The following is a 14,202-nucleotide window of genomic DNA, read 5'->3' as shown; positions in this document are numbered from 1 at the left end:
CAACCAACAGTCAATCCTTTAAAATCACATTTATGGAAATTAAACGTGGCCACTTTGTGGGCCATTGGAAGCGTTATGCCTGCAGCCTAATGCTTGCGGCCTTCTATTCCCTGGCAACAGCCGCTGCTGTTTTCTCACAGCAGGTAAGCCTGCGGGTTACCGATGCCAGGCTTGAACAGGTGCTCGCTTCCATCAGAGCCCAAACGAATTATTCCTTTGTTTTCGATGCCCGGTTTAACCGGAACGCTTTGCCGGTAACCGTTAATATCAAAGAAGCGCCGCTTCAGAAAGCACTGGAGGAAGTATTTAAAGATCAGCCATTCACTTTTGAAATAAACGATAAAATTGTGACGGTACTCTCTTCCCGCCAGGGACAGGCCGCCGTTGTATCGTTGTCAGGTAAAATCCTGAGCCCCGACAACCAGCCAATCATTGGCGCCACCGTGATAGTACAGGGCTCCCGGCAAGGCGCTACCGCAGATGAAAATGGTAAGTTTACACTCAACGGCGTTCCTGAAGATGCCACCATCGTTATTTCATCAATTGGTTTCAACACCCTGCTGCTCCGCTTAAACGACGGCGTGCTAACCACTGCCGGTAAAGAGTTTAAAAGTCAGCTGGTGAGAAACACCCTGCAAAACCTGCTGATCACACTGCAGCCTTCCGCCTCCCAGCTCCAGGAAGTGAATGTAACCGTTGGATACGGAACACAGAAAAGAAGGGAAACAACTTCCGCGATATCCACCATCAAAGGATCGCAGCTGCAAAATAAACCGTCCGGCTCTATAGAAGGACTGCTGCAGGGTTTGGCTCCCGGGCTGGTGGTACAGAATAATTCCGGTATGCCCGGCGGCAGAAGTATGGTGCAGATCAGGGGACTGGCTTCATTTTCCAACTCCGCCAACTCCGGCGTAGTAAGTACGCCGCTCTTTATTATTGATGGCGTACCGCTTGAACAGGATGTTTTTAATCCTTCCGACCCGCGCCAGGCCATTACCAGCGTACTGGCTGGCTTCAGCCCCTTCGACCTGGAGTCCGTGGATGTATTGAAAGATGCTTCTGCCACCGCTATCTATGGATCGAGAGGCGCGAACGGCGTTATCATCATCAATACCAAACGCGGAAAAATCGGTAAGCCTATTGTATCCTTAAATACACAATATGGCCTGAGCTATTATCCGTCCCTTCGTAAAACATTAGGCGGTAAAGCAGAACGCGATTTCAAGATTGCACTGTACAATCAATACAAATCCTCTAAAGTAGGTGGCGGTTATACCGATCTGCCCATTGAGCTATCAGATAGCCTGAACAGCTTTTATAACAACTCCACCGACTGGCAGAAGTTATATTTCCGTGATGCGGATCTGAAGAATATCAACCTCGGTATCAGCGGAGCCACGGAAAACGCCAGCTACCGCTTAGGTGTGGATTATTATAAAGAGAAAGGTATTGTTCTCGGTTCGGACTTCTCCCGTTTTTCACTGACGTACAACGGCATATTTAAGCCAACGTCGAAATTAACCGTAACCGGCCGGGCCAACCTGAGCCAAACAGATGCGAGCCAGAAAAGAGGTGATACCTATAATGCCGCCGTAGTAGGCAATAACTTTTCGTCGTCCTTTCGTCCGGGCCCCAGCAGCGGATTTTTTGATGCCTTCCTCGAATCTTACAACAAAGGAGTGAACATCGACCTCACCAGGAGAGCCCTGGCGCAACTGGAAGTAAGTTATGATGTTTTTAAATTCCTCAACATTACTTCCCGCGCATCCGGCAACTATGAATTTTACCGCACGCGGACATTTGAGCCTTCTGCCACCAGGAATGATCTGAAAGCAGCCGCCTCTTATTATTCACAGGAAAAAGTAAATCTGCTTAGCGAAACATTTCTCCGTTTATACCATACGTTTGAATCAAAACATTCCTTTGACCTTGTATTAGGTAACACCATTAACACCAGCGAAAACAATAACATTTACGGTGCTGCCACCGGCGGTCCAAGTGATGCGCAACAGGTGATACTCGGCTACCCGCAGGCAAATCTTAAACTCGAAACGCATAATCTTCAATATGGGTTGCTGTCGTATTACTCCAGGCTGTCTTATAACTACAACAGGAAATACCTGCTCCAGGCAGTAGTACGTGCCGATGGTTCTTCCAAGTTCGGCAAGGATAACCAATGGGGTTATTTCCCTTCTGCTTCGGCAGGATGGGTATTTACAGAAGAGAAATTTGTCCGCAATAATATCGGCCGCTGGTTAAATTTCGGAAAGATCCGTGCCAGCATGGGGAAATCCGGTACGCAGTATGAAGACAACTACCTCGCTGTAGGCGCTTATCTTACTAAAAGCGGCGACAATGCTACCTACAACGGTATTCCATTGCTATCGCCTAACTATGGCGGCGGCAACGGGATTGCATTACCTAACCTCACCTGGCAAACTACAAAAGACCGCGGCATAGGACTGGATCTTGAATTCCTGAATAGCCGCATCACCATGGTGCTGGATTATTACGATAAAAAAACCGATGGTTTCCTGTTCCCCGATGCATTGAACGGTACCAGCGGATACGCATCACGGTATATTAATAGCGGCGCCGTACGTAACTATGGCTATGAAGCAGCTATCACCGGGTACATCACCAAACCCGGCAAAAACTTCCAGTATTCAGTAACCTTTATTGGCGCCATCAACAAAAATGAGCTGACCAAACTTCCTGATTTCGGCAGAAGCGTGTCCAGGAGCAATTATGCTGTTGGCCAGCCTTACCTGCAAATAGGCCGCCCGTTGAATGGCTTCTACCTGATGAAATACCTGGGCGTGTATCCCGATGATGCATCCGTTCCTGTTAATAAATATACCGGCAAAAAATTGTTCCCGAACGTTAGCGGTTTCTCCTCACAAGACCCTTACCACGCCGGCGACATCCGGATACTGGATGTAAACGGGGATGGCAGGATAGGCGTGCTGGATAACTCAGACAGGGTATACAGCGGCGATCCGAATCCTAAGTTTACCGGAAGTTTCTCCCATAGCTTCAGCTATAAATTTAAAAACAACTCCAACCTCCAGCTGGATGTATTTTTCAACTATTCTGTCGGCAACAAGGTATTCAACAAAGTAAAAGCCGACCGTATCCGCGGAGTAAGCTGGACCGCCAGTGAAAACGTAAACTATCCCGGCGGACAAAGAAACCTGCTGGATGTTTCCGACCTGGATTTCTGGACGCCGGAACACACCAATGCCAAATATCCCGTGCTAAATCCCTGGAGATATTATGGTACGTCGAGTTATGATTTTATAGGCAACTACGAAATCAATACCGACATGTTCCTGGAAGATGGAAGCTTTATCCGGTTGAATAATGTGAACCTCAGCTACGACTTCTCCACTGCATTGCTCAACCGGATAAACATCCGCCGGCTGCGCGTATACGGAGGCATGAGCAACGTGTTCATTCTTACAAAATATACCGGCGTGGATCCGGAAAACGTGGATCCATACGGATATGACCTGGGCAACGGTTATCCAATCCCCTACAAATTCAACTGCGGCTTAAACTTTGAATTCTAAGCATATGAAAATAATAACTACCCGGAAAAACAAAATTGTGTGCGTGCTACTGGCCTCCCTCGCATTATTATTTTCCTGTAAAAAAATACTCGACCCGGAGATCATAGAACTTCCTACCGCTGCCAATGCCATCACCTCATCTTCCGATGTTGAGAAAGGCATCGCCAGTGCCTACTCGCTGCTTCGCACAGTAGTGCCGGATAAAATCTTCCTCATGGGCGACGTGCGTGCAGATGTATTTTCCAGTTACTCGCAAAGTTCGAACGTACGCGTAGAAACCAACATCGCTACCAATACGGCATCCGCTTTATTCAATAACGGTGGCGGCAACTGGAACCAGTTCTATACTGCTATTGCACAATGTAACCTGCTGCTGGAAAAGATCCCGGCGATTACTTCCTACGATGAGTCACTGCGGAAAAGACATATTGGAGAAGCCAGCTTTATAAGGGCGCTCACTTACTTTTACCTGGTTCGTTTTTGGGGAGATGTACCGCTGAACCTGAAAAGCGTGAACACGGATAATTTATCCAGAACGCCGCAGGCAGATGTATTCAACCAGATCAAAGCAGACCTGGATGTAGCCATCAGCAACCTGGAACTGGACTATGGCGACGGCGACAAGGCCGTAAGAGCAAGCAGGGGCGCGGCCTGGGCTATCAAGGCACATGTGCTGGGCTGGTTGCAGGACTTTGCCGGCTGCGAGAAATTATGCGACAGCGTAATCACCAAAGGCCCTTATAGTTTGGTTACAGATACCACCAATCTCCTCAGCATTTTTATTGGCAAATCGACGGAAGGCATCTTTGAGTTTAACTTCGATGCCAATTTAAGAGAAGTACAAAAGAACCGCGTATACAACAGAACATTGGGAAGGCCCTGGTACAAAGACCAATCCGATGGCGGCGGCGGAAGCGACCGTTACTTACTGTGCCCTACCAGGCAACAGATCAATGTGATGTTCACACCCGGCGCGCGGGATGCGCGGTTATTTACCTGGTTTATCCGCGAAACCTACCTGCAGGGCGTGAACGAAGACCGCATCTTCCTGGGAAAATACAGAACCTTACAGTTAAAAGGTGATACTTCTACCCAGAACATCAACGAGTCTAACATTATTATCACCCGCCTGCCGGATATTATGCTGCTGCGGGCAGAAGCCCTCGCCACCCCGGCAGTTGGCCGAACAGCAGAAGCCATTGTACTTCTTAATAAAGTACGGGAGCGCGCATTTGCCACACCTTATACCGGCGGAGGAAACCTGCAGGATACCATCCTGCTTGAACGTAAAAAAGAGCTGCTTGGAGAAGGGCAATATTTCTTTGACCTGGTAAGAACAAGAAAGCTGGATAAGGATTCGAAAATTACGGATGGCGACTGGTTCAAAAAAGGCGCATGGCTGTTACCAATCGACCAGGGTATCATTGCCAAAAGCAATTTCATGATTACACAGAATGAGTTCTGGAAATAATTACTCCCATTTCTTGATAAAGATATAGTATGAACAAACTTACTTCGTTAAAAACAGCTATACTCCTTGCAGCAGGCGCCGTGCTTGTACTGGCGTCGTGCAGGAAAAATGACTATTACGTGGATGGTGGCCTCTCACAGCAATCTGAAGCCGAAAAGAACATGCCCGTATACGATTTCCTGAAAAGCAGGTCCAACCACATGTTCGATTCCCTGGTTAAAATCATTGACCTCACAGATGCCAAGTCGATCGTAAACCAGTCCAACATCACTTTTTTCGCAGCGCCTAACAACGCCGTGATGCGGCTGCAAATGAACTTCAACCCCGACGACCGGCAGGCGCTAAGACCACTGGAAAACATCGGGAAAGATACCTTGCTGAAATTACTCGGCAGGTTCATCATCCCTAATGTAAAAATAACACTGGAACAAGCCTTAAAAGATAAATCGAAATTTTACAAAGCCCTCAACGGCGACAGCCTGTTTATTTATGGCAAAGGAGGTGGTGTAAGTGCCGGCAGTTCTTTACAAACATCCGCGTTCTACGTGGAGTATCAGCATGTAAAAATACCAGGTATGGACTCCGTCAAATATACCGGTAGTGTCCAAACGCACAACATGATTACCGCCAATGCAGTAGTACATGTATTAACCTACGGCTCCAGTTTCGCTGCCGGATTGAAGCAGAAATATTTCAGATAATCCTAACTATTTTTTATCATGAAAATATCAATAAAAATAACGTGCATACTATGGCTGGCTGTCACCCTGTTCGCTATATCATGCACCAAAGACAGCAGCGACGGCTTTTTAAGTCCGGCGCTGAAATATACCAATCCTTCCATTAAAGTAGCCGTAGGCGCGTCGCTGATTCAATCCGGCGCCATGGTAACCGATGAATCCACCAAGCCGCTGGAATTCACCATCGACGGCATTTACACGGAGGATGGCAAGCGCGCCGATAAAGTAATGGGCTACAAAGTAGATACCTACTTCTGGCAGGCGGAATACACCGGGAAAGAAAAAACGGTGCAGGAACTGGATACCAAACGTCAAAAGGTAAATCGCCCGGCAATAGACATCAACCCGGAGAATGGCAACATTGTGATATACCCCGAAGCGACCGATACTTTACTGCTTACAAAAGGGAAATACACCATAGATGTGAAAGTAAAGAACAGCTCCGGTGAAAGGGTGATAAAAGCTGCGCTGACAATAGACGTGAGCTACGCTTTGCCCTATACCTACCGGTTCTCCGGCATCGACGGTAAACTCACCGGCATCGATGTAACATTTGAGCGCCAGGTAAATACCGGCAACAAAATACTGGTGTACGTATTGAAAAAAGATGGCTCCGCGGTTGACCCGAAATTATTATTCGGATACGACTATTCCAGTACCCCCGGCGTAACAGATTTAAAAGACTGGCATAACCTGGGCCTGAACAATCCTACCAAATACACGGAATTCCCGGATCACCTGGAACTCGAAATAGCGGGGTTTCCGCTGCCTTTCGTAGCAGGGCAGGTGCTGAGAATTGATATGTATAACAATGGTGAAATCAACGGCGACTATTTCAATTACTGGTTTGATATGTCTATTCTGAAAGAAGGGATTTGGAAGGTGACGATTAAGCTGAAGTATAATTAAGGCTTTTATATAAAATGGGCCGATCAGGAAGCGAAATGCTTTCGGGTCAGCCCATTTTTTTCAAAGGGTATAATATAGAATTAGCTGATATTGTTACGTAACGTTATATACTTACTGCCCTCACCATTTCCGACTTAATTTCTTCCCAATTTTTATTCTTGAAGCACACAGGGTCCGGCATTATATCCGCTACTGAGAAGTTTGTTAAACCAACGATGACATCTCTTATTTCGAACCAGGGATATTTCTTCTCGTAGATCTCCAGTAGTTGTGTCATTGTATGTGTCTCCAGTATTTCCGACAGATCCCAAAAATCCTTTTTTCGTCCGCCCCGTGAAATCGCGTCCAGCTTCATTGCTGCTATATCTTCAATAGTTGCCATCCGGACACCTTGTTCTTCAACTACCGGATACAAAAACGGAGCATCCCAGTAAAGAATGTCTGTCTTAATACTGCACTGCTCATCTTCGCCCAGAAAAAGGTAAAGCCCCTGGTTATTGACTTCATTAGAGGGGCCAATAATAGCATTGATTTCCTCTACATAGGGGAAATTTAAGTTGATCACCTTCAAAATATGATCAAAAGGAATTTGTCCGTAAGGACCATCACAGAACATATCAATATCGACAGATTCCCGATGCCCTCTTAATAAGCTTAATGCCGTACCTCCAACCAACCTAAAGTCGGAAAGATCGGCAATGTTCATTAGTTTGATTAAAACTTCGAAAAGTTCATCGCTCGTAGTTTGTCGGTAGAGCATTTGAAATCACTATTGCGAAGATGAAAAAGTCTGCGGGAGATGACTTGTGCCCGTGGCAGCAAGTGTTCAGAATTAGTTACAATATTGCGTATCTTATCTTTTCCATAGTAACGAAATATCTCCCTGATATCATTGGATGTACCCCTCTCCATAGCCCTGATAATGGTAAACTCTGGGTAACGGTCAAAATCCAACGTTCTCAAGTCAATATCCCAATATGCACGGCGGGATAATGCTGGTTTCGCTATGTCCGGATTGGTTCGCACTTGTCAAATATACGAAAAAGAGAGGGTAATTCATTGGTACGCTCCATGAAATGAAGAGTATTCCATCATATCTCAACCTCCACTTCTATAAACGAAAGAAGCCTTACTAAGTAAGGCTTCTTTTTCTTCGCTCCCCCTTCTGGACTTGAACCAGAGACCCTCTGATTAACAGTCAGATGCTCTAACCAACTGAGCTAAGGAGGAGTGTTTCCCGTATCGTTTGCACGATTTGGGATTGCAAAAATAGGTAAATTTTCATTTTTGCAAAATCTTATTTCATTTTTTTTAGAAAAAAATTAGAAACCGGCCGCCATAGCGGGTTAAACAATCCTATTTTTTCACTGCAACCAGCAGCCTTTCCCCTAAAGCGCCCGTCCGCGTCGCCTTGCGGACAAATGGCAAATCCAGTTTGCTCACATAAAAATGGGGGAACGACCGGATCACTGTGCAGGTATATCCCTGCTGTTGCAGGGAAGTCACGGCATCGGGAGTGGTAAAAACGAGTGCAGTAGCGGAATCAGGACGTAACACCGGCGCCTGCAAATAAAAGTCGAATGCATAGGAGTTTGCCTGATACAGGCCGATGCTTTTACCAGGAAGATGAGCATTAGCATAGGCTGCCGCTGTACTTCCGCTCTGGTATTGCATCATATCGGGATATAAAATAGTGTTCAGGTAGAGGTTCAGCAGAATGCTGATGGAAAGAGTGCGGTAAAATACGGCCTGCCGGGTAGATTTATCCAGCCAGTAGTGCAGCAGCAGGTAAAGCAGGAGCAGGGCGGCGGCCAGCAGCAGCCACGCATAATGCATAGCCGGCTTGTACAGAAGGTCGATTACTACGCCTGCAACGGCTATCAGGATGATGATAGTATACTGCGTAACCCGGAAAAATTTCAGTCCTTTTTCTGTTTGCAGCGATAAAATATAATGGGCGGTAAGGATGGCAAAAAACGGAAAGATGATGTTCAGGTAGTGCGGCAGCTGGAAACGGGAGAGTGAAAACAATGCAAAAGTGGCCAGGGCTGCGCAAATGCAGTAGTATTCCTTTTGCTGTTTCCATTTTTTTATGAAGATGATGACCGCTGCGTACAGCATCACCGACCAGGGAAGGAAAGCCCACAGGAGTGTATGAAAAAAGAAGAATGGATCGCCGGAACCCTTGATGGGACCGGTGTTCATAAAGCGCCCGAACTGGCTGTCCCAGAAGAAAAAGCGGATGCCTGATACGCTGGTAGCGCCGAATACAATTTTCTCCGGGTGCTGGTCGAATTGCTGGTACAGGGCATACAGCTCCGGTGTAATGAAAAGCGCTATCAGTACTAGTGCCAGCGCCCAACGCCAGTGAAACAGCTCTTTCCAGTTGCGTGTAAACAGTAAATGACCGCCAATAGCAGCGCAAACCGGCACCAGGGCGAACAACCCCTTCGTCATGATGGCAAAGGCCGTAAAAAGGGCGCCCAGGAGGATGCCACGGCGGTAGAAATGATACACTGCCGCAATAATCAGTCCCGTGAGATAAGGCTCTGCCCGTACATCGTTGTTGGATATAACAAGATGTTCGGCCGTAAGTAAGATACACACGGCCCAGCGGGCTATTTTTTCATCATATAAATGAAGTGCAAAACGGTAAGTGTACCAGGCGCCCATCAGCAAAAAAAGGATGGCGGGCAATTTATACGACCAGGTATGAATACCAAAAAGCTGGAAGCTGATAGCGGCCATCCAGAAAGGGAAGTGGGGCTTGTCGAGCCAGTCATGACCATCGGCATAAAGATTCCAGTAGTCGTGTTTAATCACCATGGTTTTGGCGATGCCGGCATACAGCGCGCCGTCGGGTTCCAGGATGGGTACAAAAAGGGCACTAAACTGCAATAGTATCAGCATAGCGGTGATGAGCAGCCATACTTGTTTTTCAGAGAGAACAAATGAGCGTGTAACAGTTGTAGTCAGCATAACGAAAAGTTACAGGCATATACCGGTTACTTCAAATACGACGATCACTCTTAACAAAAAGATAATTATTTTACCAGAACCAGCCGCTTTTCTCCATGCCCAGCCAGGGCCCGTCTTCACGCTGCTCTATGGGATACGTTTTCAGGTAATATCCTTCCCCGCTGCTATTGTACCCGTTTTTAAGACTGAACTTATAACGGTGCAGCGGGCATACCACATTACCGGCGGCATCTATCACTCCATCGGCCATAATGCCACCGGCATGCGGACATTTATATGCAAAGGCAAAAAGCTGCCCCTGGTGCAGGGTACAGCAAATTTTTTTTCCATTTACCTCCATTACGCTAATCTGTTTCTCTGCAAAGGGCAAACGGCCTTCTTCTAATTTATACCAGGAATATTCTTTGGCCATTAGTAGAAGAATTCGGTTTTATACGGGAAGCGCTCCTTGTACAATTGGGTTACCTTGTCCAGGATGGTTTTGCGCAGTTCCTCGATGTTCCTTTTTTCCAATGCGGAAATGAATACACAATTCCCCTGGGTTTTTGTTTCCCAGTCCTGTTTCAGGGTGTTCAGGATATCCTGTTTGATTTCCGGCTCCAGCCATTTATCAAAGGTGTTGGCCTCGTACAGGTCCATCTTGTTAAAGATCATGATGGTGGGCTTCTCAAACGCTTTCAGTTCCTGCAGCGTGCGGTTCACCACTTCAATCTGCTCTTCATACTGCGGATGGGAAATATCTACCACATGGATCAGGATATCGCTCTCGCGTACCTCATCCAGCGTGGATTTGAAGCTTTCCACCAGGTGGTGGGGCAGTTTACGGATAAACCCTACCGTATCGCTGAGCAGGAAAGGCGTTTGATCGAATACTACCTTACGGGTGGTGGTATCCAGGGTAGCAAACAGTTTGTTTTCTGCAAACACCTCACTTTTGCTGAGCAGGTTCATGAGGGTGCTTTTGCCAACGTTGGTATACCCCACCAGCGCCACACGGATAAATTCGCCGCGTTCCTTACGCTGGGTAAGGGATTGGCGGTCGATATCCTCCAGGCGTTTACGCAGCAGCGATATTTTATCTTTTACAATACGGCGATCCGTTTCAATTTCTGTTTCACCAGGCCCCCTGCTGCCGATACCGCCTCCTTGTCTTTCCAGGTGACTCCACATACCGCGCAAACGTGGCAGGATATACTGGTACTGCGCCAGCTCTACCTGCACCCTTGCTTGCGCCGTGCGGGCACGGTGCGCGAAGATATCCAGGATCAGGTCACTACGGTCGATCACTTTTACTTTCAGCACCTTTTCAATATTGGCGATCTGTGAGCCGGTAAGCTCATCATCAAATATAACCAGTGATATATCCCTGCCTGCAATAAACTGCTGGATTTCTTCCAGCTTACCTTTCCCTACAAAGGTGGCCCTGTCGGGATGCGCCAGCCGCTGGGTAAAGCGCTTAACAGCCGTAGCTCCCGCAGTTTCCGCCAGGAACATCAGCTCATCCAGGAACTCATTCACCTGGCGCTCTGTCTGGTCTTTGGTAATAACACCAACTATGACGGCTCTTTCCTCTTTTTGTACTACTTGTTTTTTCTCAATCAAGTTATTTCAGAATTTGAAGCAAATTTACAGAGAATTTAATCGCTACGCCATTTCTTCCTACATTTACCCGATCCAAAACAACCTTTCGATATCATGTTTAAACCTTTTTTACTGACAGGACTATTAATATCAACTATGGCAGTAGCCCAGGATAAGATGACACCCGAATTGCTATGGCAACTTGGACGGGTGAGTGGAGAGGCGTTGAGTGCTGACGGCAAAACCGTTATCTATGGCGTATCTCAGATCAATATGGCAGAGAACAAAAGCGAGAAGAACCTCTATGCGATCCCGCTGGCAGGCGGCGCCGCAAAGCAACTCACGCAAACACCCGGCGCAGAAGGAGATGTAGCCGTATTACCCGGCAACAAAATTGGTTTCTCCCTCAAAGGACAGTGGTATGAAATGAATGCCGATGGATCTGACCCGGTGCAAAAAACCAACGTGGACGGCGGAATGCAAAACATCCGCATTTCTCCCGACGGGAAGCATATTTTGTTTTCGAAAGAAGTAAAAATAAAGAAGATGTCCGGCAACGACCACTACGCGGATCTTCCGAAATCCAATGTGCAGATCTACGATAACCTGAACTACCGCCACTGGGATACCTGGGAAGATGGCAATTTCTCCCACGTTTTTTATGCCACTTACAATAATGGCGAAGTAGGTACGCCCGTAGATATTATGGCGGAAGAACCACACGATTGCCCGCAAATGCCCTCCGGTGGCCCTGAAGATATGATCTGGAGCCACGACGGGAAAAGTGTAATTTATGTTTGTAAGAAAAAATTCGGAAAAGATTACGCCATCAGCACCAATACGGATATCTACGAATATAACCTGGATACCAAAGCCACCCGCAATCTCTCCGAAGGAATGATGGGCTACGATGTGGCGCCCACCTTCAGCCACGACGGCAAATACCTCACCTGGTTAAGCATGGCCCGCGATGGCTATGAAGCAGATAAAAATGATGTAATCATCATGGATCGCGCTACCGGCGTTATCACCAACCTTACCAAGGGCTGGGATGGCACCGCTGCTTCTTCCCGCTTCAGCAACGACGGTAAAAAGATATATTTCCTGGCCGTAATAAAAGGCACAGAACAGCTGCTGGAAATTGCCCTGCAGAAAAATATTGCCCAAACAACGGAAAAGCATATACGCCAGGTAACCACCGGCGACTTCGATATCAACGATATGCTGGCACAATCCGGTAACACCCTGGTTGTGTCCCGCACAGATATGAACCATGCAGCGGAACTGTTTACTGTGGACCTGCAGAAAGGCGCCGTTACCCCGCTTACCAGCGTAAACAAAGCCGCTTACGATAAAATAGGCATGTGCAAAATTGAAAAGCGCTGGGTAAAAACCACGGACGGTAAGGATATGCTTACCTGGGTGATCTTCCCGCCGGATTTTGATCCTGCTAAAAAATATCCGACCCTGCTGTATTGCCAGGGCGGACCGCAATCGGCCGTATCGCAGTTTTACTCCTACCGCTGGAATTTCCAACTGATGGCATCCCAGGGTTACATCGTGGTGGCCCCCAACAGAAGAGGGATGCCGGGTCACGGCGTAGAATGGAATGCGTCTATCAGCAAGGACTGGGGCGGGCAACCGATCAAAGATTACCTGAGCGCTATTGATGATGTGAGCAAGGAAAGTTATGTGGATAAAGCCCGCTTAGGCGCTGTAGGCGCCAGTTACGGCGGCTACTCCGTATACATGCTGGCAGGGGTACACGAAAACCGCTTCAAAAGCTTTATCGCCCACGATGGCTTATTCGACCTGAAAAGCTGGTACGGTACTACCGAAGAACTGTGGTTTGCCAACTGGGATATCGGCGCTTACTGGGACCCCGCCAATGCCAATGGCTACAAACATTTCAACCCAAGTGAATACGCCAATAAATGGAATACGCCCATTCTGATCATCCAGGGTGGTATCGACTTCCGCGTTCCTATTGAACAGGGCCTGCAGGCCTTCCAGCTGGCGCAGCTGAAAGGCATTAAAAGCAAGCTGCTGTATTTCCCGGAAGAAAACCACTGGGTGCTGAAACCGCAGAACGCCATCGTATGGCAGCGCGAGTTCTTCAACTGGCTGAAAGAAACCCTGTAAATCACTTATTAACCATATTATCATGGCTGCTTTATTACTGGATATTCAGGATGGTATTGCCACCATCACGTTAAACAGGCCTGAAGTATACAATGCGTTTAATGATCCGCTCAGCTATGAGCTACAGGACGCATTAAAGAAAGCAGAAAAAGATCCGGCAGTGAGGGTGGTAGTGTTAACAGGCGCCGGCAAGGCTTTCAGCAGTGGACAGGACCTCAAGGCTTCTATGGAGTCGGGAAAGCGCGACCTGAGCGAATCGCTGCGCAAACGCTATAACCCCATTATACGCGCTATCCGCAATATGCCCAAGCCGGTTATCTGCCGGCTTAATGGCGTGGCGGCCGGCGCCGGATGTTCCATTGCACTGGCCTGCGATGTGATCATTGCCAGCGAGGAAGCTACTATGATAGAAATTTTTGTAAACATCGCCCTGGTACTGGATTCCGGCTCCTCGTATTTCCTGCCCCGCACCGTGGGCTACCACCGGGCGTTTGAACTGGCTACCAAAGCCAGTAAAATCAGCGCAGCGGAAGCATTAAAACTGGGCCTGGTAAACAAAGTGGTGCCGGCTGCCGAACTGGATGCCGCCGTACAGGCGGAAACCGCTTACTACGCTGCCGCACCTACGAAAGCCATTGCACTCATGAAAAAAATGCTCACCAAAGGCATGACGGAAAACCTCGATGAAGTACTCGAGTATGAAGCATATTGCCAGGAAATTGCCGGCAACTCTGCCGATAACGCGGAGGGGATCCAGGCTTTCCTCGAAAAAAGAAAGCCTGTATTCAAAGGTGAATAACCGGTAAAA

The 14,202-nt window shown here is 47.6% G+C and carries 11 protein-coding genes and 1 tRNA gene; 6 read left to right on the top strand and 6 right to left on the bottom strand.

Annotated features, from left to right (window positions below):
• Positions 1–32 precede the first annotated feature (32 nt).
• The 4 genes from ACLHR0_RS08345 to ACLHR0_RS08330 are packed head-to-tail and all read left to right on the top strand — an operon-like array spanning position 33 to position 6,692.
• Complete coding sequence (locus ACLHR0_RS08345) at positions 33–3,572, top strand: SusC/RagA family TonB-linked outer membrane protein (RefSeq protein WP_436485852.1); 3,540 nt, start codon at positions 33–35, stop codon at positions 3,570–3,572.
• Positions 3,573–3,576: 4 nt separating this feature from the next.
• Entirely contained in the window at positions 3,577–5,043 is a 1,467-nt protein-coding gene (locus ACLHR0_RS08340) for a RagB/SusD family nutrient uptake outer membrane protein (RefSeq protein WP_436485850.1), read from the top strand.
• 29 nt (positions 5,044–5,072) lie between these two features.
• A complete protein-coding gene (locus ACLHR0_RS08335) occupies positions 5,073–5,744 on the top strand; it encodes a hypothetical protein (RefSeq protein ID WP_436485848.1) in 672 nt (223 codons plus the stop codon).
• Between the two features lie 18 nt (positions 5,745–5,762).
• Positions 5,763–6,692: a DUF5007 domain-containing protein gene (locus tag ACLHR0_RS08330; RefSeq protein ID WP_436485847.1), complete on the top strand. Its 930-nt coding sequence runs from the start codon at positions 5,763–5,765 to the stop codon at positions 6,690–6,692.
• Between the two features lie 103 nt (positions 6,693–6,795).
• On the opposite strand, the gene ACLHR0_RS08325 is transcribed toward ACLHR0_RS08330, so the two are convergent.
• From ACLHR0_RS08325 to hflX, 6 genes are all read right to left on the bottom strand, one after another.
• Complete coding sequence (locus ACLHR0_RS08325) at positions 6,796–7,398, bottom strand: nucleotidyl transferase AbiEii/AbiGii toxin family protein (RefSeq protein ID WP_436485845.1); 603 nt, start codon at positions 7,396–7,398, stop codon at positions 6,796–6,798.
• Positions 7,399–7,406: 8 nt separating this feature from the next.
• Entirely contained in the window at positions 7,407–7,718 is a 312-nt protein-coding gene (locus tag ACLHR0_RS08320) for a DUF6922 domain-containing protein (protein ID WP_436485843.1), read from the bottom strand.
• Positions 7,719–7,848: 130 nt separating this feature from the next.
• Positions 7,849–7,922: transfer RNA gene (locus tag ACLHR0_RS08315), tRNA-Asn, on the bottom strand.
• Positions 7,923–8,048: 126 nt separating this feature from the next.
• Entirely contained in the window at positions 8,049–9,671 is a 1,623-nt protein-coding gene (locus ACLHR0_RS08310) for an ArnT family glycosyltransferase (protein ID WP_436485841.1), read from the bottom strand.
• A 70-nt stretch (positions 9,672–9,741) separates the two neighbouring features.
• Positions 9,742–10,083, bottom strand: coding sequence for a Rieske (2Fe-2S) protein (locus ACLHR0_RS08305; RefSeq protein ID WP_079471652.1), 342 nt, complete (start codon positions 10,081–10,083; stop codon positions 9,742–9,744).
• Entirely contained in the window at positions 10,083–11,273 is a 1,191-nt protein-coding gene (gene hflX / locus ACLHR0_RS08300) for a GTPase HflX (RefSeq protein WP_370909043.1), read from the bottom strand. The genes ACLHR0_RS08305 and hflX overlap by 1 nt, the downstream gene beginning before the upstream one ends.
• A 135-nt stretch (positions 11,274–11,408) precedes the next feature.
• On the opposite strand from hflX, the gene ACLHR0_RS08295 reads away from it, so the two are divergent.
• Both ACLHR0_RS08295 and ACLHR0_RS08290 read left to right on the top strand, forming a co-directional pair.
• Positions 11,409–13,394 (top strand): S9 family peptidase, encoded by a 1,986-nt coding sequence (locus tag ACLHR0_RS08295; RefSeq protein WP_436485839.1) that lies wholly within the window; start codon positions 11,409–11,411, stop codon positions 13,392–13,394.
• 22 nt (positions 13,395–13,416) lie between these two features.
• The gene (locus ACLHR0_RS08290) at positions 13,417–14,193 is read left to right on the top strand and encodes an enoyl-CoA hydratase-related protein (protein ID WP_429062164.1); all 777 of its coding nucleotides are present in this window, start codon (positions 13,417–13,419) and stop codon (positions 14,191–14,193) included.
• Positions 14,194–14,202: the final 9 nt, after the last annotated feature.

This window comes from Chitinophaga sp. ARDCPP14, assembly GCF_051362515.1.
GTDB lineage: Bacteria > Bacteroidota > Bacteroidia > Chitinophagales > Chitinophagaceae > Chitinophaga.
Note: the sequence above shows the minus strand (reverse complement) of the source record. Positions and strands in the feature narration are given on the sequence as shown.